The organism is Fictibacillus solisalsi (assembly GCF_900103485.1).
Classification (GTDB): domain Bacteria; phylum Bacillota; class Bacilli; order Bacillales; family Fictibacillaceae; genus Fictibacillus_C; species Fictibacillus_C solisalsi.
On record NZ_FNHW01000001.1, the window covers coordinates 658,413 to 683,764 of the forward strand.

Below are 25,352 nucleotides of genomic sequence, written 5' to 3' on the forward strand. Positions count from 1 at the left end.
ATGCTGAATGTTGTGCGTTGTATGGTTGATTGGCTGACAGTTGAAGTCCGTTCGATAACACATGAAATGACTGTTGACGGGAGAAGTCTGTCCAATTTTCATACGATAAACGTACATCAGTAAGTTTTTCCATACCCATCCTTTATACGGACAAACCATGGGCAGGAGTACTTGCTCATGGTTTTTTGTTTGCAAAAAACTTGGTTTTTTGTTTGCAAAAAAACTTGGTTTTTTTTGGAAAAAAACTTGGTTTTTGCTTTGGCAAAAAGTATGCAGCAAGCTGTTACAGCCAGTGTTTGACATATGGGATGGGTAACCACCAAATTTAAGGAGTGTTACCTATGATACTATGTTCGGCACACAACCTGGCAAAAAGTTTTGGCGGCCATGTTGTTTTTAATAACTTATCAATGGAGATTCACGAAGGTGACCGTATCGGCCTGGTAGGCCGTAATGGAACCGGAAAGAGTACATTGTTTAAACTGCTGACAGGGACAGAGCAGCCGGATGAAGGAGAGATTCATCTAAAAAAAGGCGCGACTGCAGGCTATTTGGAACAAATCCCGGTTCAATCCAATCAGGCTACTGTGTATGACGTGTTCATGCAGTCGTTTTCCGAACAGCGTAAGATACAGGAAAAAATCCATGCCTTAACGGAAAAAATGAAGAGTGATTGTGATGAAAAACAACTGGAAAAGTGGCTGAACCGGCTGTACAGCTTGCAGGAAGCCTACGAGGCGATGGGTGGCTATTCCATTGAGTCCAAAATTAACGGTATTTTAAAAGGGCTCGGACTGGAAGAGATTCAGCATCAAACATTTTTCTCCATCAGTGGCGGTGAAAAGACCAAAGTAGGACTGGGTTGTATTCTCCTGCAGGAGCCCGATTTGCTTTTGCTTGATGAACCGACCAACCATCTCGATTTGCGTACAATGGAATGGCTCGAGGATTATTTATTGAAATACAAAGGGGCTGTGGTTTCCATCTCCCATGACCGTTATTTTTTGAATCGTACAGTGAACAAGATCTACGATCTCGAGGATGGTCAGATGATTCTCTATCTCGGCAATTATACTGCTTTTTCAGAGGAAAAAGAAAAGCGCCTCCTCGCTGAGTTTGCTCAGTATCAGGAGCAGCAGAAGCGAATTAAAAAAATGCAGGAAGCGATTAAACGGCTGCGTGAATGGGCCATTCGGGGCGACAATGGTGATCTCCACCGCCGTGCACGCAGTATGGAGCGTGCGCTCGAGCGAATGGACAAGATCAAACGACCCATTCTGCAGCGCAAAAAGGCAGAGATGGCCTTTCAAATGAAAGACCGCAGCGGTAAAGATGCTCTGTCTTTGATCGAAGTGGGAACGGCCGTTGGGGGGAGAGAGGTTTTAAAACAGGTAGACCTTTTTATACGGTTTGGGGAGAAGGTTGCTATTGTGGGCAATAATGGTACCGGAAAATCCACGCTGCTAAAAGCCATCATGGGATGGCGCGAGACAACAGGAATAGTCGAAATCGGAACTTCCGTTAAGTTTGGCTATCTCTCGCAAAGCGGGATCAGTCATCAGCCGGAAGATACGGTTCTCTCAGCCTTCCGTGATGCGGTTGCTGTCGATGAAGGGATGGCGAGGCATCTCCTGGCGAAGTTTTTGTTTTTCGGACAGGATGTGTTTAAAAAGGTAAAAGATCTCAGTGGAGGAGAGAACACCAGACTCCGGTTCGCCCAGCTGGTTCATCAGGATGTAAACTTTCTGCTTTTGGATGAACCCACCAACCATCTGGATATTGATTCCAGAGAAGTTCTTGAAGATGCGATTGAGGAATTTGCCGGAACGGTAGTAACGGTTTCTCATGACCGATACTTTTTAAATAAGCTATTCAACCGGATTGCGTGGCTGAATGAAGGTAATATCCATGAATATCTAGGAACGTATGATCAGGCGAGACAGCAACGCTAGTCGAATTTTCCAGTTTTGTTTCTTTGGGGTGCGGGGATAGTGTATGATGATAGTACAATCATACTGCTGGACATGAGGGATATGTTTATGGAAAAAGAGTTAAAGGAACTCAGTAGTAGCATCATACAGCATAAAGAAGAACTTGCGGCCATTGTCACTGAAAACAGAATACAAAATGGCATCAACCCACCTGACGATGATCAAAAACAGCTTTTGATCGATTGGAGGATTGAATTGTTTCACTATATAGGTGAAGCGTTGTTTTCAGATCTTGCACAATCAGAAAAGAAATTTTTGGAATGGGGCAAAAAGAGCGGTGAAATAGCCGTAAAAATTCAATTGTCATTGGATACGGCTCTCGATACAACACGATATTACAGAACCACTATATTGGATTTTATCAGCAAGGAAGTAGCGAAGCACGGATATACTGGCCAGACTGTTATGAAAGCTGTTGAGATCATTGATCCCCTGTTGGACAAAGTGGTTTACTCCTTCAGTGTCGCCTATGTGGCCTATAACAATCGTTTGCTAAGCTTGGCCCGTGAAGCATTGGAAGAGCTTTCTGTTCCTGTGGTTCGCCTTACGGATTCTGTTGGGATTCTTCCGCTTGTGGGGTCTATTGATACCCATCGGTCGAAGTTTATTATGGAAATCGTATTGAATGAATGTGTGGAAATGAAAATCGATCACCTGTTTATTGATCTTTCGGGTGTTCCGGTGATTGATACTATGGTTGCGCATAACCTGTTTCAGGTTATTACTTCCCTGAAGCTCCTGGGAGTGGCTGTTACATTGACGGGCATGCGCCCTGAACTCGCCCAGACAGTGGTTTCTCTGGGGATCAGCTTTGAAGGTTTTTCCATAGCGGGAAGTCTTCACCAGGCACTCCAGCAAAAGAAGTTTCTGAAAAACGTATGATTTAAAGGGGAATATGCCTATCCTTATAAAGGATAGGCATATTTTTCTAGTTGCATAAAGAACGTTTGTTCGCATATACTGTAAATAAATAACGAACAAGGCGGTGGCTGTTATGAATTCATTGCTGGCGCGTTATGTTTCTGAACAAAATCCTTTTATGATCATTTATCAATCTGGCGGCGGCCAGTTTACCCAGCGTATGGTCTATCCCATTTCCTTTGACAAAGAAACATTAACCGCTTTTTGCTGTCTGCGCAGGCAAATACGAACGTTTAAAGTATCCAATATATTGTCTGTGGCAAAAAACACGGCTTGATACAGATAGTGGAGGAAGCGGAAGATGTTATATGGTGATGAAACGGACCGAGTATTGGTGGATAAGTATATTATGTACCCCATGCTGCTGACCATCTTTAATCGGGATTTAAAAGTGATCGCACAGTCCCCCTTTAAATTAAGGCAGCCCTATATTACCCTGGTAGAGAACGTAATGAATGCCATCAGCTTTGAGCTGAGGGATGTGAAAAAAGAGATGGTGCAGCGGAGGATCAAAGTTTCGGATGGGAGGCCGGTTGATGATATGACTGAATATCAGATTTTTATCAGGGGCTATCAGGAAGTCATGAGGTTTCCCAATGTACATCTCCGGAATAAGGCAGAATTGCTGATGAAACACTTTCTTTTTGGTACGCTGGTAGAGCGAAAATAGCAAATCAGTCTTGACACCGGAGACTGAATGATCGGCAAGGTGAACCATGAAAACGTACATGAAGTTGGCAGAGGAATTAACGGAAAACACAAAAATAGTAAGCCGGGATCCTGGCGATCCTGTCGAAGTGATCGCTCATCCCGAACCTTGGAAAGTGGTGGGCTGCGGCAATTATGCCGCTGTTTTTCTTCATCCCGATTTTCCCGACCTTGTTGTTAAAATTTACGGCAGAAATCCTGAAGGGTTACGGGAAGAGATCCTTGTGTACGAGACACTTGGTGAACACCCTGCCTATTCCCGATGCTACGGCTATGGCGCACGCCATTTGATTCTCAAAAGGATTAAAGGGGTAACCCTCTATGATTGTCTTCATAAAGGAATAAAAATACCAGAGACGGTGATACGTGACGTGGATAACGCCCTGTCGTACGCACGAAGTCTTGGGCTTTTTCCCCGGGATGTGCATGGCAAGAACGTTATGCTGCTGGGTGGACGAGGCATCATTGTGGATGTTTCCGACTTTTATGAACGAGAAAAATGCTCGAAATGGAACGATTTAAGAAAAGCTTACTATAGAGTGTACCTTCCTGTTTTTTATAAATATCCTGTTAAACTGCCGTACCCTGTTTTAAATGCAGTCAGGATCGGCTACAGGTGGTACAAAAAATGGAAACGAAGCTGTTAATGCCTGCTCTTTATACAACACCGTAGCAGGTTTTTTAGAGTGTCCTTATCATTCTTTTACAGGCCATTTTATGAGATAATAACTATAAGATTAACAGTTTGACAGAGGTGAGTTTATGAGTTTGCGGTTTATTCTGGGAAGGGCTGGAAGCGGAAAGACGGAACGCAGTCTGGGAGAGATCAGAGACTCTCTTTTTGAACAGCCCCAAGGCCGTCCGATCGTCTATTTGGTACCAGAACAGATGACGTTTCAATCTGAATATGAATTGGCAAAGACACCTGGTCTCGATGGTATGATGCGTGCCCAGGTGTTCAGTTTTTCCCGTCTGGCATGGAAGATCCTTGGCGATGTCGGCGGGATGACGCGGCTTCATATTACAAGTGTCGGCATGAACATGATGCTCAGAAAGATTATCGAAAATAAAAAGCAGGAACTGAAAGTGTTTAAAAAGGCTTCTGAACAGAATGGCTTTTATTCGCTGATGGAAAACATGATTACGGAATTCAAGCGATACTGTGTGCACCCGGAGCAATTGGAATGGAATGCACAAACGCTTTTGAGTTTTTCGGGCACTGATGAAGGAAGTGTGCTCCGGGATAAACTTTCAGATCTGGCCCTTATTTATGGCGAGATGGAAAAGGCATTAATTTACAAATATATGGATAATGAGGATTATTTGAGGCTGCTTGCTGAAAAAATCCCTCACTCGGAATACATTCAACAGGCCGATTTTTACATAGACGGCTTTCATCAATTTACACCACAGGAACTGGAAGTGCTGCGCATGCTTCTAAAGCATGCCCGCAGTGTCACTGTAGCGCTGACCCTCGATGCTGCAGGGAAAAGTACTGAAAATCCGCATGAGCTGGATCTTTTTTATACCCCGAAAAAGACCTGCTCGGTTATCCGCAAGATCGCTAAAGAAGAAGGTGTGGTGGAAGAGGAGCCGGTGATCCTTGAGGAGTGTCCGAGGTTTAATGGCAGCCCTTCGCTCGCCCATCTCGAAAGCCAGTATGAGCAGCGTCCTGCGCTGGAATTTGGTTTTTCAAATGATATATTCATTTCTTCAGCGGTAAACCGACGTGCGGAGGTGGAGGGGGCCGCAAGGGAAATCCTTACCCTGGTACGTGACAAGGGATACAGATTCAAAGATATCGCCATTTCTATCCGAAACATGACTGAGTACCAGGATCTCATTGAAACGGTTTTTGAAGAATATGAGGTTCCTGTCTTTTTAGATCAAAAGAAACCAATGCTTCACCATCCGCTCATTGAATTGATCCGTTCTTCCCTGGAAACAGTAACAGCCAATTGGCGCTACGAATCTGTATTCCGTGCGGTTAAGACGGACTTGCTATATCCGGAAAACAGCGAGTATACCTCCTCGGAACTTCGGCATGAAATGGATGAGCTTGAAAATTATGTGCTGGCTTACGGCATAAAGGGTACACGTTGGAAGGATAAAAAGCCCTGGAAGGTGCAGCGTTTTCAGGCACTTGAAGAACACCAATTCGTTCAAACTGACGAAGAGATCCAAAAACAGGAAGTTCTGAATGAAGTCCGGCATATGATCGTGTCACCGCTGGACAAGCTTTCCCGGGACCTGAAAAAGGCGGAGACGGTAAGGGATTATTGTGAAGTGCTGTTTGTTTACCTGGAGCGCCTTCATGTTCCGGCGAAGCTGGAGGGTCTCAGCCGCAAAGCGCAGGAAGAGGGAAGGCTTCGTATGGCGCGCGAACATGATCAGGTTTGGGATGCAGTCGTTGAGCTTTTGGATGAAATGGTTGAAATTACTGGAAGTGAAGCCATAAAGCTTGATCTGTGGATCAAAATGCTCGATACCGGCTTGGAAAGCCTGAAGTTTGCGCTCGTTCCTCCGGCCATCGATCAAGTGCTGGCAGGCACCATGGACAGGTCCCGTTATTCGGGTGTGAAATGCCATTTTATACTTGGTGTGAATGACGGTATACTTCCCGCCAAACCAAAGGACGATGGCATCTTGTCCGAAGATGACCGCGATCTGCTCGAAAAGAACGGGGTTGCGCTTGCACCGGGTGCGAGGCGGCAGCTCCTTGATGAGCAGTTTTTGATCTATTTGTCGCTGTCGAACGCAACCGACAAGCTGTATATTTACTATCCGCTTGCTGACGAAGAAGGAAAAAACCTTCTCCCTTCGATGGTAATCAACAGGGTCAAATCGCTCTTTCCCGGAATTTCGGAAACCTTTATCCAAAATGATCCGGAGTATGGCGATGATCTTTCCTACATTCATCATCCGCAAAAGGCGATTTCCTATTTGAACACCCAGTTGCGGGAGTGGAAGAAGGGGTACCCGATTTCAGGACTGTGGTGGGATGTGTACAATTGGACCACGGAACAAGACCAATGGAAGTGGCTTGGAAAAACGGTGCTTGGCAGTCTTTTCTATTACAACCAGGAGAAAAAGCTTTACTCCTCCGTAACAAAAGAATTATATGGCGACGCGATAACGGCGAGCGTATCACGAATGGAGCTTCAGAAGTCGTGTGCCTTTTCGCACTTTCTTTCGTATGGACTGAAACTTCAGGAACGCAGGCTGTACCGGCTTGAAGCTCCCGATATCGGTCAGCTTTTTCATGCGGCATTAAAAAACATGGACGATTATTTGGGAACCCATCAAATGAGCTGGCGTGATCTTTCCATGAAAGACTGCTACAGGCTTGCGGGAGAAGTGGTGGACAGTCTTGCGTTAAAACTGCAAAGCCAGATTCTACTATCAACCAACCGCCATCTGTATATCAAAAACAAACTGAGTGACATCGTGGGCAGAGCATCCCATATGCTGAGCGAGCATGCACGGGCGAGCGGTTTTTCACCAGTGGGTCTTGAACTGGGATTCGGAAAACAGCAGCCGCTTCCGCCTCTTAAATATACACTTCCAAACGGTACTTCCATGGAGATAATAGGAAGGATCGACCGGGTTGATTCAGCGGAAGGTTCCCAGGGGTTGATGCTCCGGATCATTGACTACAAATCAAGCTCGACCGGTTTGAACCTTTCCGAGGTGTATTACGGGATTGCCCTGCAGATGCTGACATACCTGGATGTTGTGATCAGCCATTCCGTGGAGTGGCTTGGAAAAGAAGCACATCCCGCGGGAGTGCTTTATTTCCATATTCATAATCCGTTAGTATCACAAAAGAAATTGCTTACCCTCGAAGAGGTACAGCAGGAACTTTTCAAACGGTTCAAGATGAAAGGCCTTGTACTGGCCGATACCGAAACGGTACAGCTGATGGATACCGTTTTTGAAAAAAAATCGGACATTATTCCCGTTTCCCTCACGTCAAAAGGGTTTCATCCAACGCATTCTTCGGTTGCGACCGAAGAGGATTTTACAACCATGACCAAGTATGTCCGCAAGGTGATCAAAGATGTGGGCACAGACATTACCGAAGGTGTCATTGATATTGCGCCATATCAAATGAAAAACAAAATGCCTTGCACATTTTGTTCCTACAGATCCGTGTGCCAGTTTGATCAGTCACTGGAAGAAAATCAGTATCGTCTGTTAAAGCAGGAGAACGACGATGAGATCCTGGCCAAAATGCGCGAGGAAGGAGGAGAAGGCGAATGATTAAAATTGCGGAAAAACCAAAAGACAGCCTGTGGACGGATGATCAGTGGCAGGCGATTCAGGCGAGAGGACAGGATATTCTTGTGGCCGCGGCCGCAGGCTCCGGTAAAACAGCGGTGCTTGTTGAACGGATCATCACCATGATCAAACAAGAAATCGCTGATGTGGACCGTCTGCTGATAGTAACGTTTACGAATGCAGCAGCTGCCGAAATGAGAAAAAGGATTGGGGATGCGATTGAAAAGGAGCTTTCCCTTCATCCTGCTTCGCTTCATCTGCGAAGACAGCTTGGATTGCTGAACAAAGCCTCGATTTCAACGCTGCATTCCTTTTGCATAGAAGTCCTGAGAAAGTATTACTACCAAATTGATCTTGATCCGGGGTTTCGGATTGCGGATGACACAGAGGCCGAGCTGATCAGGCAGGAAGTGCTCGAAGATCTGTTTGAAGAGCAGTACAGCAAAGAAAATAATCAGGTGTTCTTTAATGTGGTAGATGCCTACAGTTCAGACCGAAATGATGCAGAGCTCCAGCGCCTAATCCTAAAATTGTATGATTTTTCGAGAAGTCATCCGGACCCGGAACTATGGCTTAACCAAATGGCTGCTCAGTATGATGTGAAAGCAGAGAACATTGATGATCTGCCCTGGACAAAAGAACTGCTTGAGGATGTGGCGATGCAGCTTAGAGGTTTGGGAAATGTTCTGGATCGTGCGTTAAAAGCAGCACGTTCCCCAGAAGGACCGGCGCCTTACTGCGAGACCATCGAAAATGACCTCGCCTATTTAAAACGGCTGGAAGAAGCTGCGGGGCAATCCTGGCAGGACTTATATGATGTATTCAGCGACGGCTCATTCGGAACGATGAAGCAGGTTCGTGGAAAAGAAGTGGATCCTGTTATTAAAGAAAACGTCAAAAAAATGCGGGATCAGGTGAAGAAAAGGGTCAATGCCGTAAAAGACGACCTTTTCAGCAGGCCTCCTGAATCCTATGTGATTCATCTGGAAGAAATGGCGCCGGTCGTCAAATGTCTTGTAGAACTTGTACAGGAATTTGGCGTGCGTTTTTTAAGGGAAAAGCAGGAAAAAGGGCTGCTGGACTTCAGTGATCTTGAACATTTTTGTCTTGAAATCCTGAAGCAGCCATCTTCAACGATTGAGAATCCTGTGCCCACCCCGGCAGCGCAGGAATACCGGAACCGCTTTGTGGAAGTACTGGTGGATGAATATCAGGATACGAACCTGGTACAGGAAACGATTGTCCGGCTTGTGAGCAAAGGAAACACGGCTCAAGGCAATTTGTTCATGGTAGGTGATGTGAAACAAAGCATCTACCGGTTCCGTCTTGCGGAGCCCGGCCTTTTTCTTTCAAAATACAAGCAATTTGGCAAAATCCCAGGTGAAGACGCCGGCCTGAGGATCGATCTGGCAAAAAACTTTCGAAGCCGAAACGAAGTGCTGGACGCCTCCAACTATATCTTCAAACAAATCATGAACGAATCCGTGGGCGAAATTGAATACAGCAGTGAAGCGGCCCTGTCTTTCGGTGCTGAGTATTATCCGGAAGCTGAGAGTGCAGAAGCAGAGCTGCTTTTGATCAATAAAAGCTCTCCTGTAAGAGATGAAGACGGAGAGGAAACCGGTGAAAGCGAAAAGTCAGACAGCGAAACCGTCATCCTCGAAGCAAGGGTGATGGCGGAAAAAATCCAACAGCTCATTGGGACTGAAGGAGAATCGCCGTACCAGGTGCTCGACAAAAACACCGGAGGCATGCGGCCGGTAAAATACAAAGACATTGTCATCCTTCTTCGTGCCACAAGCACATGGGCCCCGATTATCCTGGAGGAGTTTAAACGGCAGGGGATTCCGGCCTATGCGGAGTTGTCGACCGGATACTTTGAAGCCATTGAGGTCAATATTATGCTGTCCTTGCTGAAGGTAATTGATAACCCGCTTCAGGACATTCCGATAGCCTCGGTGCTGCGGTCGCCCATCGTCGGTTTAACAGGAAACGAGATGGCGTCCGTGCGACTTGCTGACCGCAAGGGAACCTATTTTGACGCCCTTACTGAATATCTAAACAGCGGTGAAGATGAAAATGTTCGCAGCCGGCTGGCTCATTTTACGAAAAACCTGAACCAATGGAGAGAGGCTGCCCGGCAGGGATCCCTGGCGGACCTTATCTGGCGGGTCTACAGGGAAACGGGATATTTTGACTTTGTCGGCGGCCTTCCCGGAGGCAAACAGCGGCAGGCCAACTTACGGGCGTTGTACGATCGTGCCAGACAGTATGAAAAAACGTCGTTCCGCGGCCTTTTCCGATTTCTTCGTTTTATTGAGCGGATGCAGGATCGCGGAAGAGACCTCGGGGCTGCCCGTGCGCTTGGTGAACAGGAAGATGTGGTCAGGGTCATGACCATTCATAAAAGCAAAGGTCTCGAGTTCCCGGTTGTTTTTGCTGCAGGATTAAATAAGCAATTCAATACGATGGATCTCAAAGAAACCGTTTTGCTGCATAAAGAGCTTGGGCTGGGGACCCGGTATATCAATCCAAGATTCAGAATTGCTTATCCGACACTGCCCCAGCTTGCCATATTGCGCAGAAAGAAAATGGAGCTGCTCGCTGAAGAAATGAGGGTGCTCTATGTGGCGCTGACACGGGCAAAGGAAAAGCTTTTTCTTCTCGGTACACTAAATGACCTGGAAAAGTCTGTTGGCCAATGGGCTGATGTATTGGAAAGCGGGGACTGGGTACTGCCGGACTATGAGCGTTCTCAGGCGAAAACATACCTGGACTGGATTGGACGCTCTGTCATTCGGCACAAGGATGGAGGGGAGCTCAGGAAGTTGCTCCCGTCTGCCCAAACAGGAAGGGGGGAAGTATATACTGATCCCGCCAAATGGAAGGTTAAGGTCTTTGATGCCGCTCATTATGAAAAAGAAAGTGAAGGAAGAAAAGCCCTTCAGGAAGAGATTCTTTCTACGATCCGGGAGTACGAACCGGTGTCGATTACTTCAAAAGAACGAGGAGAAGTGGAGCGGCGCTTGAATTGGAAGTACGTGCATCAGACTTCCACCGTCACCATGTCAAAACAATCAGTGACAGAGCTTAAACGTCAGTATCAATACATTGATGACGAATACAATGGCAGTAAATTAACAGGTGGATTTTCCTCCACCCAGGCGAGCCGTCCACGGTTCATGCAGGAAAAAACGCTGACGGCTGCCGAACGGGGAACCGCCATGCATGCAGTCATGCAGCACATCGATTTATCTCGTCCGGTAACTCCGGACCAGGTGAACGAGCTCCTGGAAAAGATGGTGGCCAGGGAGCTGCTGACACGGGAACAGGCAAACCATGTGGATGCCGTTGCAATTTCGGCTTTTTTTGAAACTGAAATCGGTAAAAAAGTTACACAAGCACCAGAAGTTATTCGGGAAATGCCGTTTAACATGGCACTTCCTGTGGAAGAAGCGGCCTTAAGTTCGAGTGAAGGGGCTAATGATGAAAGAATTCTTGTGCAAGGGGTCATTGATTGTCTCGTTCCTGAAGAAGACGGCTTTCTTTTAATAGATTTTAAAACCGATGCTATTACGAACCGTTTTTCAGGAGGGTTTGAAGGGGCAAGGCCCGTTTTGCTTGAAAGGTACAGAGTGCAGCTTGAACTGTATGGCAAAGCCATTGAGCGTATTTTGAAAAAACCGGTCAAGGCAAGCTATTTGTATTTCTTTGATGGAGCACATTTATTAGAAGTTAAATAGAGTTTTTACGGGAAAAGGAGGAAGTGCAATGAGGCTGCTTCATACGGCTGACTGGCATTTGGGAAGAACACTGGAAGGCCGCAGCAGGCTGGAAGAACAGCAGCAGTTCCTTGATGAGCTGGTACAGATTGCAGAGGAGGAAAAGGTGGATGCCATTATCATGGCAGGCGATGTATTTGATACGGTGAATCCGCCTGCGGCGGCAGAGCAAATGTTTTATGACGGTATGGCCAGGCTCAGTGATCGTGGCAGACGTCCTGTCATTGCCGTTGCCGGCAACCACGATCATCCTGACCGGCTGGCGGCTTCTTCTCCATTGTCGAGGAACCTGGGAATTACACTGGTGGGCCTTCCAACAACACAGCTTTACTCCTACGGGATTGTACGCACACAGGAAAAGCTCAATATTTGTGCGCTTCCCTATCCGTCCGAATCCCGTCTGAAGGAAGTTCTGTCAGATACAGGAGAGGAACTGCATTTAAGAAATCAATATGACAACTGGGTCGGACGGTATTTTAATAGGCTGACAGAAGGGTTTGATCCCCAGGCTGTGAATATTGCAATGAGTCACTTGTATGTTGCAGGCAGCAACGAAAGTGACTCTGAGCGGCCTGTACATATTGGTGGAGCATACACTGTTGCTGCAGAGACGCTTCCCCAAAAGGCGCAGTATGTTGCGCTCGGTCATCTTCACAGGCCGCAAAACGTAAAACGGGCCAAAACAGCCGCCCGCTATTCGGGATCGCCGCTCAGTTACAGTTTTTCTGAAGCGGGACATACAAAGTCTGTAACCATTGTGGACCTGGCACCCGGTAAGGAAGCTTCCATCAGGGAAGTACCTCTTTCCTGCGGACATCCCTTAATGGTTTATCACGCAAAAGGTGTGGCAGATGTCCATCAATGGCTGGATGAAGTCTGTCCGAGCAAGGCATGGGTAGATCTGTCGATTGCTGTAAAGGACAGTATTGCGATGGAGGACATTCAAGCCATACGGAAAGCGCATAAAGGAATTATTCATATTAAACCTGTTTTTGAGGGCATACGGGAGCAGGAGACGTCTGTACAAAAGAATCTGCCAATCGATGAGCTGTTCAAAACGTTTTACGAACGGCAAACTGGGGGCGGTGTGCCCGACGAGAATGTCCTGTCCTTGTTTCTCGAGCTGATTTCCAATGAGGATGAGGAAAGGAGTGCGGCAGAATGAAACCAGTAAGATTGCAGGTTGCAGGACTTCAAAGTTTCCGGGAAAAACAGACGATCGAGTTTGAACAGCTGTGCGGAGGCGGGGTTTTTGGGATTTTCGGTCCCACCGGAAGCGGAAAGTCGAGCATACTCGATGCCATCACGCTCGCGCTTTATGGCAAAGTCGAGCGGGCAGCAGGGGGAACCCAAGGAATCATGAACCATGCGGAAAACGCGTTGTCGGTGTCCTTTACTTTTGAACTGGGTGCCGGAGAAAGCTTATCACGGTACAAGATTGAGCGAAACTATAAGCGAAGCGGAGATCATACGATCCGGACAAGCACCTGCCGGCTCCTTTTCTGTGCAAATGGGGAGTGGACGGTGAAGGCAGACAAGGAACGGGATGTTACCCAGCAGGTTCAGGAGCTCCTGGGACTCACGATTGAAGATTTTACCCGGGCAGTTGTCCTTCCTCAAGGTAAGTTTGCTGAATTTTTATCTCTGAAGGGTGCTGAGCGAAGGCAGATGCTTCAGCGGCTTTTCCAGCTCGAAAAGTACGGAGACCAGTTAAATCAAAAGCTGAAAAAACGGGTGGAAAAATCCAGGACGGAAATGGAACATCTGGCCGCTGAACAGGCAGGTCTTGGCGACGCATCCAAGGAAGCGCTGCGAGAAGCTGAGAAAGCCTGGACAGAGGCAAAGGAAGAGGTAGAACACAAAAGAAGCCATTCCGAGGAAGAAGAACGACGATATGAAAAGAACAAGCAAGTTTGGCAGGCTCAAAAGCACTTAAAAGAGGTTGAAGATGAGGAAAAAAGTCTTCAGCAAAATACGACCCATATCCAGGGTCTTGGACAAAAGCTGGAGAGAGCAAGGCTTGCAGACCTGTTGAACCCATATGGTGCGGAAGCTGAAAAAGCTCAAAAGGAAGCGGAAGACTGCAATAAAAAAGAGCAGGATTTAAGACGGGCAACGGCAGAGGCTAAAAGCGTTGCAGATGAAGTTCAGCAAACATATGAAGCTGCAAAAAAAGAAAAAGATGACCAAGAACCTTCTCTGATTTCCAGGCGTGAACAGCTGCTTTCTGCCATTGAAATGGAAAAGGAAGCGGTAACGAAAGAACAGGCGGCAGGGGAGAAGGAACAACAGCTCAATGACCAGCTGAAGAAGCTGGAAGCTGCAATATCCAAACAAAAGTCTGCCGAGGAGCTGCTGCATCGTGCGGTTGATCGGCAGAACGAATTGCAGAGACAATTAAAGGAAACGATTATTTCTTCAATGGAACGGGACAAAATCAACAGGGCACAAGAAGCGGCATTGAACATGGAGTATGAAGCAAAGCAGGTATCTGAAGCGCAGAAAGCGGTAGATCAAGCCGGGTTGCTCCATCAAACGTCGATTGAAGAGTATCACAGGTTCAAAGACAAGAAAGAGCACCTTGAAACAAAAATTCACCAGTCCAGCTCAAAGGTTCTGGCTGTTTTTCATGAGGTGGCCGAGGTTCAATACATCCAGGAACAATTGTCTTACCATGCAGCCCAATTTGAAGAACAACTGGCAGAACGAAGACAAAAGGATCAGGTAAGGGAGCTTGCATCCCGTCTGTCGCAGCAGCTTGCGGCAGGTCAGCCATGCGCAGTGTGCGGTTCAACCGAGCATCCAGATCCCATAAGGCACTATGAACCGGATCATGAAGCAGAACAACAGATCCGCAAGGTGAGAGAAATCCAAAAACAGACGGGCTCATTGGAAAAAGAAATTTATATGATGAAAAGCACCCTGGAGGGATTGTCAGAGAACCTGCAGCAATACATGGAAGAGCCTGAAGCGGCTGCAAGCAGCCTTCCTTCTTATTTTCCCTCCGTCCTTCCTCAATCTCTTCCTGAACTGGAAAAGCTGGTAACACAAACGTTGACCCAGGTGAAAGGGTTGCGTCAGGATGTGCTTGAGGCGGACGAAGCAGTAAAAAAAATCGTAGCAGAACACAGAGAGCTTTCTTCCCTTGAAGCGACGGTTAAAGCCCAGATGTCTTCTGCTCAAAAAGAAGGCCAGGAACGCCGGCAACGACTGGAAAAGACAGAGAACGCCCTGAAAGCACTGCAAAACAAGTGGCAAAAAGATTTTCCCGATTTTCCCGTTGATCATGTAGAAAAAGAAAAAGAGCGCATTCGCACAATGGATGCCCAACGCGAAAAGATTGAGGAAGGATTGGTTAAATCCGTTCCATTTATTGAAGAAAAAGAAAAAATCATCGAAACGTGCAGGCAGCAGAGTGCAGCAATTGAAAAAAACATAGCAAAGCTCGAGTCAGAACTCGCGAGTTTACGCGAAGACAGCAATGGTTTACGAGTAAAAGTTAAACGGGTTGCCGGAAATGAAACATGCAAGGTGTTACTTGCTCAAACAGAGAACAATCTCACACGTCTGACGGAACAAGTAAAGCAGCTCGAAAAAAAGCTTCAGCAGGCGAGCGAGGCTTACCATGTTTTGGATAAAGACTGGCGTTCGGCGCAGGATGCAAAAGAAAGAAGCAGGCAAAGGAAAGAAGAAGCCTTGGGCCTTTGGGAGGAGAAAAGAAGTTCTTCTCCGTTTGCGGATATACAAGACTTAAGGAGAAGCCTGGCAAACCGTTTGGATCAGCAAGGATGGCAGGCAGAAATTGAAAGGCATTTTGACCGGTGTAAACAAAATGCCTCCGAAAAAGAAAAATTGCTGAGACAGCTGAATGGGCAAACCTTAACAGAACAACAATGGAATGACGTGACATCATCTCTGAAAGCAGTGAAAGAAGAATTACAGAATGCTGTTCAAAAAATGGGTGAAACAGGTCAATACTACAAGACGCTTGAAACCAAGCATGAACGCTATCAAGTATTGGAAAAAGAAAGGAAAAAGACCGAAGACCATTTGAAAACACTTGGAAAGCTTCAAGCTGTGTTCCGGGGCAACAGCTTTGTCGAGTTCGTGGCAGAGGAGCAATTGATTCAGGTGTCAAGAGATGCCTCAAATCGTCTTGGACAGCTGACCAGAGGCAGATATGCAATCGAGGTTGATTCATCCAATGGCTTTGTCATCAGGGATGATGCCAATGGAGGAGTGAAACGGCCGGTATCCACACTATCGGGCGGTGAAACCTTCCTTACTTCCTTGGCGCTGGCTCTTTCGCTTTCCACCCAGATTCAGCTGAGAGGCAAATATCCGCTGGAGTTTTTCTTTTTAGATGAAGGCTTTGGCACACTGGATCAGGAATTGCTGGATACGGTCGTTACCGCACTGGAGAAACTTCATATGAACGCTTTGTCAGTCGGGATTATTTCGCATGTTCCAGAATTAAAGGCAAGACTGACGAAAAAGCTGATTGTAACGCCTGCCAACGGAGAGGGCAATGGCAGCAGAGTAGCCATCGAACAAACATAGAAAAAACGCACTTGGCTGTGATCCAAGTGCGTTTTTAATTGAAGATCGTGATCGACAGTTACAGGACCTTTAGTGGAAGGGTCGATATTCCGTAACTAAATTTATTCAAAAGATAACAATTAGTAACAATAAAATTACGTTATTTGCCAAATCTGAACATAACATTGGTTTAAATTGTGATATGATGGAGAAAAAAGAAGAAGTAGAGGGGGACCATGCGTTGCCGGGTGAAGTGCATTTATTAAAAAGTCTGGTTCGGCCCAGGGAGCAATTTGGTTATTTCCGCCGTTTCAACCAAATGGAAGGTTTTTTTCTGCGTTTTTTAATGATTTGTATTGTGAGTGCTCTTATTACCGCAATTAGTTACTTTCTTTCTGCAGATCATCTGCTAGACATGCCCATCGTCAAGGACGTTCATCTGTCCAAAAACAAGCTGGAGGCAAGTAAATACCTGCTTTTTGTAGCGGGACTGGTTATCGGTTTGATAAAACCAGTTATTGCGGTTGCTTTGATGGCGATTATGTTTCTTCCCTTTTTCAGGGATGTGGGCTTTAAAAAGCTCTTTATCCTTCAATCGATCGTTTATTGTGTTTTTTTAATCTCTGCTGTTTTCAAGCTCCCTTTTCAAGGATTGCTGAATACGGATGAAGTATGGAGCCCGCTCAGCCTGGGAGTGACAGCGAACTATTTCTCAAATAATGCCTTTTTAATCTCTGTGCTTGCCTTTTTGTCGGTGTTTACAGTCTGGGCCTTTTATCTGACCTATGCGGGACTGATTCAGGCAAGCTATAAGTCCAAACCTTATATTTTTGCTGCTGTATCGCTTTTATACATAGGGTTTATGCTGTTGTCCTCAATAACCCATGCACTGCAGTATGGCCAGCTGACATTATAATGGAGGCAATCAACATGAGAAAAAGAATACTGATGACAGGTCTTGCTGTATTTGCATTATTGTTGCTTGCATTCAATATCTGGATTTTTTCCAGGGACGAGGGTGCCTTTGCTCGTGCGCAGAATGTTCACCTTGCTCCTGCGAGAGTCATAGATATTAAACGAGCCATTGTGACCGAGGGAGCTGTTGTCCCTTCGGAAAATGAAAAATTTTACGTGCAAGAAAAGCTTGGATATGTAAAAGAAATTGCGGTAAAAGAGGGAGACGAGGTTACACCAGGCACTGTACTTTTTGTGTATGGAAATACCGAGCTTGACGGTAAAATCGCGGATCTGCAGCAAAAAAAAGAAGAATATACTGTTAAAGAAAAACACTATCAGGAAATGCAAACTGAGCTACAAAGCCAGGCCGATGCATTGCCGGTTGATGATCCCGATTCGGTGAAAAAGAAAGCCGATCTGGACAAAGAACAATCAGAAGCGGCGATGAAAAGCGAGCTTGCAACGACTCGGGCCGCGGCTGTCGATGCGCAGCTGACCCAGTTGAATGAAGAGAAGGAAAACCTCTCCATCAAGAGTAATACAACTGGAGTAGTCAAGTCGGTTAACCAGGGATCATCCGATACAGAAATGCCAATCGTAGAGGTGGTTTCAACCGATGGTGTTCAGGTAAATGGAGAGCTGGACGAAAAAGATTCCATCCTTGTCCAAGCAGGTGAGAAAGTCACAATTGTTTCCCCTGCATTGCCAGGAAAGAAGTGGGAGGGGACCCTGGCGGAATTTCGCGAGGCAACAAAAGTAAAGGGAAAAGCCATCTTTCCTTTTACCGTTAAATTGGACCAGGAGCATCCGTTTAAAACAGGACAGGCTGTAAAGATTGAGCTGAAGCCAGTGATCAAGGAAGATGCTGTTGTTATTCCTGAAACTGCCCTGATGAAGGAAAAAACAAAACCCTTCGTCTTTACGGTGGAAAAGGGTTATCTGAAAAAAGTTCCTGTAAAAACGGGCTTGGAAAATGGCTCATGGATCGAAATCACATCAGGCATCAAATATAACAACAGCGTTGTTTCCGACCCGACCCCTTATCTGACCGAAAATACGGAAGTATTTACCTCCGAAACGAAGAAAGACGATACTAAAAGCAAAAATTCCGTAAAAGACACAAAAAAGGCTGCCCAACAATAGGGCAGCTTCTTTTAATGCATTTTTCTAAAATATTGTTGATTGGGTGGATACCATACCAAGTGCTTCATTGCTTCGTTGATTGTAATGCAAGGTGCAAGCATGATGAAACTTCGTATTTTCGTGCGGTTCCGACATGAGCCTTGAATTAACTTAAAGCAGAACGTTCTCCCAAATCGATTTGATCCAAAGGGAAGCTATAGTGCTCAGGTTCATGCGTTTTAGGGTGATAGTAGATCAGGGAAATCACCTGATCTTTTTTCACTTCCCCGGTTGTTAAATAATGATTCAGATCAAATGGCACAAGGTCCAGTACCGTGTGCTTCATTAGATCCTTTTCACTCAGGCTGTATGATTTGAATGCGGCAGAAAGACGTTCCGGATTGTGCTTCAGCCACCGGTGGTAGGGTTCGAGATCACTTTTTGAAAGTGTTTCTTCCCACCATGAACGGTGAGGACGGTGTTTTTTTCGTGAAAAGTAATCGTACTTCATTAGAGCTTCTATGATCTCATTATGGGTGCCGCGCTGTATTAAAAACTCCTTCAGGCGGGCGAACAGATCCTCCAGCTGATGGCCGATTCTGGACCAGCCTTTGCTCTCCCAGTAATCCCCGAATTCCTGGAAGAAGTCAAATGGTGAGTCGAACACATGGTAGATTAAGTACTTCAGTGTAGCATCCATCCGGTGGTCATTCCAGTACTTTTCAAGCACATCTTCCACCCGTTTAATCTTGATAATGTCATCGAAGCTGAGTACATTGTTGCCCAGAATCTCATAAGGTGAGTGGTTCATATATGCGTAATCATGCCGGTCTGCTGTCAGGCGCAGACCGGTACCGCGCAGCATTTTTAAGAATCCGAGCTGTACTTCTTCCACGCCAAACGCGAATACATCATTAAAGGTTTTTCGGAAAGATTGATAGTCTTCATCGGGCAACCCTGCGATCAAATCCAGATGCTGAGCAATTTTCCCGCCTTCTTTTACGGTCATGACAGTACGCGTCAGTTTTTCAAAATTCTGCCGGCGCTGAACAAGCTCGTTAACATGATCGTTTGTTGATTGCACGCCAATCTCAAACCGGAATAACCCGGCGGGGGCGTGTTCATTCAAAAAGGCAATGACTTCCGGCCGCATGATATCCGCCGTAATTTCAAACTGAAAAACGACACCCGGCCTTCTGTTATCAATTAGAAATTGAAACATCTCCAAGGCATAATCGCGTTTGATGTTAAACGTGCGGTCCACAAATTTAATCGTTTTCGCACCATTGTCCATTAGAAAAATAAGATCGTTTTTAACCTTTTGGATATCAAAGTACCGCACACCAACTTCAATGGAAGAAAGGCAAAAGGCGCAGGAGTAAGGACAACCGCGGCTCGTTTCAAAGTATGTTACCCGCTTGGACAACTGATCCAGGTCCTCTTCAAACCGGTAGGGTGTTGCGACTGTTTTAAGATCCAATTTTTCCCTTGGCGGGTTGATCGTGGGTTTCCCGTCTTTTCTCCAGGCTAGACCCGCCACTTTTTCATAGCGCTTCTCTCCTGAATGTTCGGTAAGAAAATGCTTAAAGGAAACCTCTCCTTCATTGACAATGATGAAATCGGCATCCGGAATCCGGTCCAGCCAGTGGGGAACGTCATAGGAAACTTCCGGTCCGCCGAGTACGATGGCTGTTTCTGGGCTGATCTTTTTGATCATCTCAATTACTTTTATCGTTTCTTCGATGTTCCAAATATAACAGCTGAAACCCAATACATCTGGTTTTTTTATATACAGGTCACTCACGATATTAATCGCAGGATCCTTGATGGTATACTCGGCCATTTCTACGTGAAAATCTGGTTCACTGTATGCTTTTAAATACCTGAGGGCCAGACAGGTATGAATGTATTTTGCATTGAGTGTGCTCACTACAATGTTCACGGCAATCCCTCATATCTGCTAGATTTAATCAACACATAATTTTAGCATAGTTGATCATGGAAATAAAATGCTCCTGTTAACCGAAAATTTTGACGTTTCAATTATTCGAGAGGTATAGTTTTACTATAGGCTATGAAAGGAAGAACAGAGATGACTGAACTGCTTACCCTTCAGGAAATCGACCGATTTGCCAGCAGATACCCCGAATGGAAACTGATTCCGGGGAAATGGATGGTGAAAAAGTACAAGTTTGATAACTATTTAGACGGAATTGAATTTGTCAGTGAAGTAGGACAGCTGGCCGAGAGCTTTCAGCATCACCCGCATATTACCATCAATTACAAACTGGTTACCCTGAAATTAAGCACTTGGAATGTAAACGGGCTGACCCAGGCTGATATTAAGATGGCTGTTTTATTTGACGAAGCGTTCAGTAAACTTTAAGTATTGGAGGAGAAGGTTTGAAAATGAAACTAGTAACTGCCAAGTATCAGGGGGACATTTTTTTAGGAAAGCTGATTGAAGAGGAAAATGTGGTTTTCAATCTGTCGCTGGCTGCTCAGGAGAAAGGAATGGAATTTCCGGAATCCATGCTGGAAGGACTTCAGCTTGAAGAGAAGTTTTTGGAAAAGATTTACGAATTATCGAAAGCCTATCGAGAGAATTTGCTGTTTACATATGGTTTAAATGACCCTGATTTAGAGTGGATGGCTCCCATTCCAAGACCGGTGAAAAACATATTTTGTGTAGGAAAGAACTACAGAGATCATGCAGTTGAAATGGGTAGTGAAGCAGATATCCCCGAGCATGTGATGATCTTTACCAAGGCACCTACAACAGTTATCGGACATCAAGCAGATATTCTGCGCCATGAAGAGCTAACCGATGAACTGGATTATGAAGGTGAACTGGCGGTGGTTATCGGGAAAAGGGGCAAGGGGATTACCTGCGATGCGGCGATGGATCATGTGTTTGGCTATACGATCATCAATGATGTTACGGCGAGGGATCTTCAGAAAAAGCATAAACAATTTTTGATCGGAAAAAGCCTTGATGCATCCTGTCCAATGGGGCCTTGGATTGTGCCGAAAGAGGACATTCCCAACCCGCATGAACTGAAGATTACAACTAAAGTCAATGGAGAAGTAAGACAGGACGGCAATACAAGAGATTTTATCTTTACCATTCCGGAAATTATTGAAACCCTGTCTAAAGGAATGACCCTTGAACCGGGAGATGTAATTGCGACGGGTACACCTGCAGGGGTGGGCAAAGGATTCAAGCCGCCAAGGCTGTTGAACAGCGGTGATACCATTGAAATAACGGTCGAAGGCATCGGAACGCTCGTCAATAATGTGGTTTAATTTGTTTTAAGTCCCTCGGTAAAAGGAAAAGTAGATAGGTATTCAATGCTTAAGGGAGGCCATGAACATGGACAAGTTGTTATATATTAATGGAGAATGGACAGGTAATAACCTGGAGAAAATCAAAGTGCTGAATCCTGCGAATGGTGATCTGGTTGGAACGGTATCCTCAGCAGGAAAAGAAGAAACGAGAGCAGCCATTGATAGTGCGTATGAAGCGTTTGGGCCGTGGGCAAAATTAACGGCTTACGACAGAGCTTCCTATCTGGATAAACTCTATGATATGATGATCGAACAAAAAGAGGAAATTGCGGAACTCATGACACGGGAAATGGGCAAACCGATGAAGGAGTCTCTTGGTGAAGTTCAGTATGCCGCATCTTTTATTAAATGGTTCGCAGAAGAAGGAAAGCGGGTATACGGCAGAACGATCCCTGCTTCTGCAGAAAATAAACGTATGCAGGTTCTGAAACAGCCGGTTGGGGTTGTTGCCGCGATCACACCGTGGAACTTTCCCGCTGCCATGATCACACGCAAGCTTGGTCCTGCGCTTGCGGCCGGCTGCCCGATTATCATAAAACCGCCAAAGGAGACCCCGCTTACGGCCATTAAACTGGTGGAGCTTTGTGAAGCGGCAGGATTCCCAAAGGGAGTCGTCAGCCTGCTTACCGGTTCATCTTCACTCATCGCGGGTGAATTGATGGATAGCGACAAAGTGAAAAAGATTACGTTTACCGGATCGACAGAAGTAGGGAAAATGCTCATCGAGCAAAGCGCAAAAACCGTTAAGAACGTGTCCATGGAACTTGGCGGACATGCTCCTTCGATCGTTCTTGAGGATGCCGATCTTGAGAAATCAGTGAAAGGGATCATTGCCTCCAAATTCCGAAATGCGGGTCAAACGTGCATCTGTATTAACCGTGTGTATGTTCACGAAAAAATATATGATGAGTTTACGAAAAAGCTGGTTGAAGAAACAAGCAAGTTAAAGGTCGGCAATGGAATGGAAGAGGGCACGGATATCGGCCCTATTATCAACCGGGACGGCTATGAAAAAGTTAAAAAGCATGTCGACAATGCCGTTGAAAAAGGGGCAGAATGCTTACTTGGCGGCAAAGGGCAGGATGAAGGAAATGCGTGTTTCTTTGAACCGACCGTTTTAAAAGATGTGAATCACGACATGCTTATCATGAACGAAGAAACCTTCGGGCCGGTGATTCCGGTGCAAAAAATCACTTCGGATGAAGAAGGCATCAAGCTTGCCAACAGCAGTCCGTTTGGCCTGGCAGCTTATATTTATACAGAAAGCATGTCACGGGGCACACACTTGGTCGAAGGATTAAATTACGGGGTCATTGGTTGGAATGACGGTGTTCCTTCTGCTGCCCAGGCGCCATTCGGCGGACTGAAAGAAAGCGGTATTGGAAGAGAAGGTGGAACAGAGGGCATGGAAGCCTACCTGGAAACCAAATACGTAAGCATCGTCATCTGAGTTTAATAAATGAATAAATAAAGAGGGGGAAGAATGAAATGGATTTGGGGCTAAAAGATAAAGCAGTAGTGGTTCTTGCTTCGAGCAAAGGGCTAGGAAAGGCAACAGCTATGAGATTTGCAGAAGAAGGGGCCAACGTCATGATCACAAGCCGTGATGAAGCCGCATTAAAGGCAACAGCAGAGGAAATCAGAGAAAAAACAGGCAGCAAAGTTGAATACAAGGTATGTGATATCACGAAAAAAGAGGAGATCACCAGCCTGGTCAGTGCGGCAGCGGAGACGTTTGGCACCATTGATGTATTGGTCAATAATGCCGGAGGTCCACCTGCAGGCAATTTCGATGCCTTTGGTGACGAGGAATGGGAATTTGCCTTTCAGCTCACCTTGTTAAGCCTGGTCAGAACCGTGCGTGAAGTCCTTCCGCACATGAGAAAAAATGGCGGTGGCCGCATCATCAACATCGCCTCCTCATCCATTAAACAGCCGATTGACGGATTGACCTTATCTAACACCTTCAGAGCGGCGATCAACGGGTTATCCAAAAGCCTGTCACAGGAACTGGGGAAAGATGGAATTCTGATCAATACCATCGGGCCGGGACGAATCGGAACCGACCGTCTTCAGGAGCTGGATGGCAAAATCGCCGAGCAACGGTCTATAAGCCAAGAACAGGTGAAGGAAGAAATGGTGAAAAACATTCCGCTCGGCCGCTACGGAACGCCGGAAGAATTTGCGAAAACCATCGTATATTTGGGTTCAGAAGCCAATACGTACATCACAGGACAATCCTTTTTAATTGATGGCGGCATGGTCAAGGCATTATAGAGTAAAAGAGCTTTAGTACTGCGAGTTTCATACGGTGCTGAAGCTTTTTTTGAGGATAATTGGATGTAATTAAAAAAACAGGCTGGATAAATCTCCAGCCTGTTACAATTGGATCTTATTCCGACAAGACTTTTTTGATACGTCCGATTGCCCAGTTGAGGTCCTCTTCAGAGATGATGAGAGGAGGTGCAAACCGGATGACATTTTCATGGGTTTCTTTGCAAAGAAGTCCTTCTTCTTTCAGCTTCTCACAATATGGGCGGGCCGCTTCACTCAGCTCCACGCCAATAAATAATCCCCGGCCGCGCACTTCGGTAATCTTCGGATTATTAATAGACCTTAGCTCGTTCAAAAAGTGCTCGCCGAGCTCAAGGGAACGGTTCACAAGGTTTTCTTCTTCAATAACTTCCAGTGAGGCAATGGATACCGCTGAAGCCAGTGGATTGCCTCCAAATGTGGAGCCATGACTTCCTGGGTTGAATACGCCAAGAATATCGTTGTCAGCGGCTACGCAGGAAATTGGCATTACTCCTCCGCCCAATGCTTTTCCGAGAATGTACATGTCAGGAACAACATCTTCCCAGTCACACGCAAACAGTTTTCCGGATCGTCCCAAACCAGATTGGATTTCATCTGCAACAAAAAGGACATTGTTTTCCCGGCAAAGCTCACTAGCATGTTTCAGGAAGCCCTCAGGAGGAATGACAATCCCGGCTTCTCCCTGAATGGGTTCCATAATAAAAGCAGCCGTATTCGGTGTGATGGCTTGCTTCAACGCTTCAAGGTCACCATAAGGTATCAGCTTGATTCCTGGCAGCATCGGGCCAAATCCTCGTTTGTACTCTTCATCAGAAGACATGGAAACCGCGGTCATTGTTCGCCCGTGGAAGTTTCCTTCACACACGATGACTTCCGCCTGATTGGCTGGAACACCTTTCACGTCATACGCCCAGCGGCGGACGGTTTTTATTGCGGTTTCAACTGCTTCGGCACCTGTGTTCATCGGCAAAACCATATTTTTCCCTGTGAGTTTTGTTACTTTTTCATAAAAGTTTCCAAGCTGGTCATTATGAAAAGCACGGGAGGTCAGGGTGATGCGGTCCGCTTGAACCTTTAACGCCTGAATGATCTTCGGATGCCGGTGCCCCTGGTTCACGGCTGAATATGCGCTTAGCATATCCATATACCTGTTGCCTTCCGGATCATAAACCCATACGCCTTCGCCTTTAGAGATGACAATTGGAAGTGGGTGATAATTCTTCGCCCCGAATTGTTCTGTTTTGGAGATGATGTTTTCTGTTTTAATCATATCTCTCACTCCAATCTGAGTATTGTGAATTCCTTTACATTATAGCAATGAAAAGGCTTTCTTCCTACCCTTACTTCCGCACGGGAAGCGCGCTGGAACGCTTCATGGTATAGTAAA

18 protein-coding genes are annotated in these 25,352 nt (G+C 46.0%); 16 read left to right on the plus strand and 2 right to left on the minus strand.

Going from position 1 to position 25,352, the window contains the following annotated elements; genetic code table 11:
- From BLT53_RS25575 to BLT53_RS03505, 12 genes are all read left to right on the plus strand, one after another.
- Entirely contained in the window at positions 1-123 is a 123-nt protein-coding gene (locus tag BLT53_RS25575; RefSeq protein WP_280138790.1) for a hypothetical protein, read from the plus strand.
- A 218-nt stretch (positions 124-341) separates the two neighbouring features.
- A complete protein-coding gene (abc-f, locus tag BLT53_RS03455) occupies positions 342-1,952 on the plus strand; it encodes a ribosomal protection-like ABC-F family protein (RefSeq protein WP_090232790.1) in 1,611 nt (536 codons plus the stop codon).
- Between the two features lie 87 nt (positions 1,953-2,039).
- Positions 2,040-2,873, plus strand: a complete 834-nt coding sequence (locus tag BLT53_RS03460) for an STAS domain-containing protein (protein ID WP_170834213.1) — start codon at positions 2,040-2,042, stop codon at positions 2,871-2,873.
- Between the two features lie 112 nt (positions 2,874-2,985).
- Positions 2,986-3,189, plus strand: a complete 204-nt coding sequence (locus BLT53_RS03465; protein ID WP_090232793.1) for a WYL domain-containing protein — start codon at positions 2,986-2,988, stop codon at positions 3,187-3,189.
- A gap of 24 nt (positions 3,190-3,213) precedes the next feature.
- Entirely contained in the window at positions 3,214-3,582 is a 369-nt protein-coding gene (locus BLT53_RS03470) for a YhjD family protein (RefSeq protein ID WP_090232795.1), read from the plus strand.
- 46 nt (positions 3,583-3,628) lie between these two features.
- A complete protein-coding gene (locus BLT53_RS03475) occupies positions 3,629-4,267 on the plus strand; it encodes a serine/threonine-protein kinase (protein ID WP_090232796.1) in 639 nt (212 codons plus the stop codon).
- Positions 4,268-4,382: 115 nt separating this feature from the next.
- On the plus strand, positions 4,383-7,883 hold the full coding sequence (addB, locus tag BLT53_RS03480) for a helicase-exonuclease AddAB subunit AddB (RefSeq protein ID WP_090232798.1): 3,501 nt from the start codon (positions 4,383-4,385) through the stop codon (positions 7,881-7,883).
- Complete coding sequence (gene addA, locus BLT53_RS03485) at positions 7,880-11,644, plus strand: helicase-exonuclease AddAB subunit AddA (protein WP_090232799.1); 3,765 nt, start codon at positions 7,880-7,882, stop codon at positions 11,642-11,644. Before addB ends, addA begins: the two co-directional genes overlap by 4 nt.
- A 28-nt stretch (positions 11,645-11,672) precedes the next feature.
- Entirely contained in the window at positions 11,673-12,848 is a 1,176-nt protein-coding gene (locus tag BLT53_RS03490) for a metallophosphoesterase family protein (protein WP_090232801.1), read from the plus strand.
- Positions 12,845-16,243: an AAA family ATPase gene (locus BLT53_RS03495; protein WP_090232802.1), complete on the plus strand. Its 3,399-nt coding sequence runs from the start codon at positions 12,845-12,847 to the stop codon at positions 16,241-16,243. Before BLT53_RS03490 ends, BLT53_RS03495 begins: the two co-directional genes overlap by 4 nt.
- Before the next feature lie 220 nt (positions 16,244-16,463).
- Complete coding sequence (locus BLT53_RS03500) at positions 16,464-17,138, plus strand: YIP1 family protein (RefSeq protein ID WP_090232804.1); 675 nt, start codon at positions 16,464-16,466, stop codon at positions 17,136-17,138.
- 14 nt (positions 17,139-17,152) lie between these two features.
- Positions 17,153-18,322 (plus strand): efflux RND transporter periplasmic adaptor subunit, encoded by a 1,170-nt coding sequence (locus BLT53_RS03505; protein ID WP_170834214.1) that lies wholly within the window; start codon positions 17,153-17,155, stop codon positions 18,320-18,322.
- A gap of 145 nt (positions 18,323-18,467) precedes the next feature.
- Here BLT53_RS03505 and BLT53_RS03510 read toward each other — a convergent pair whose 3' ends face one another.
- A complete protein-coding gene (locus tag BLT53_RS03510; RefSeq protein ID WP_090232808.1) occupies positions 18,468-20,243 on the minus strand; it encodes a B12-binding domain-containing radical SAM protein in 1,776 nt (591 codons plus the stop codon).
- Positions 20,244-20,393: 150 nt separating this feature from the next.
- Here BLT53_RS03510 and BLT53_RS03515 point away from each other — a divergent pair, with 150 nt between their 5' ends.
- The 4 genes from BLT53_RS03515 to BLT53_RS03530 all read left to right on the plus strand — a co-directional run bounded on the left by BLT53_RS03515 (position 20,394) and on the right by BLT53_RS03530 (position 23,926).
- Entirely contained in the window at positions 20,394-20,687 is a 294-nt protein-coding gene (locus BLT53_RS03515) for a 4a-hydroxytetrahydrobiopterin dehydratase (RefSeq protein WP_090232810.1), read from the plus strand.
- Between the two features lie 23 nt (positions 20,688-20,710).
- Positions 20,711-21,607 (plus strand): fumarylacetoacetate hydrolase family protein, encoded by an 897-nt coding sequence (locus BLT53_RS03520; RefSeq protein WP_090232811.1) that lies wholly within the window; start codon positions 20,711-20,713, stop codon positions 21,605-21,607.
- Between the two features lie 67 nt (positions 21,608-21,674).
- Positions 21,675-23,099, plus strand: a complete 1,425-nt coding sequence (locus BLT53_RS03525; RefSeq protein ID WP_090232813.1) for an NAD-dependent succinate-semialdehyde dehydrogenase — start codon at positions 21,675-21,677, stop codon at positions 23,097-23,099.
- 38 nt (positions 23,100-23,137) lie between these two features.
- Positions 23,138-23,926, plus strand: coding sequence for an SDR family oxidoreductase (locus BLT53_RS03530; RefSeq protein WP_090232815.1), 789 nt, complete (start codon positions 23,138-23,140; stop codon positions 23,924-23,926).
- Positions 23,927-24,041: 115 nt separating this feature from the next.
- On the opposite strand, the gene BLT53_RS03535 is transcribed toward BLT53_RS03530, so the two are convergent.
- Complete coding sequence (locus BLT53_RS03535; RefSeq protein WP_170834215.1) at positions 24,042-25,235, minus strand: ornithine--oxo-acid transaminase; 1,194 nt, start codon at positions 25,233-25,235, stop codon at positions 24,042-24,044.
- Positions 25,236-25,352 lie beyond the last annotated feature (117 nt).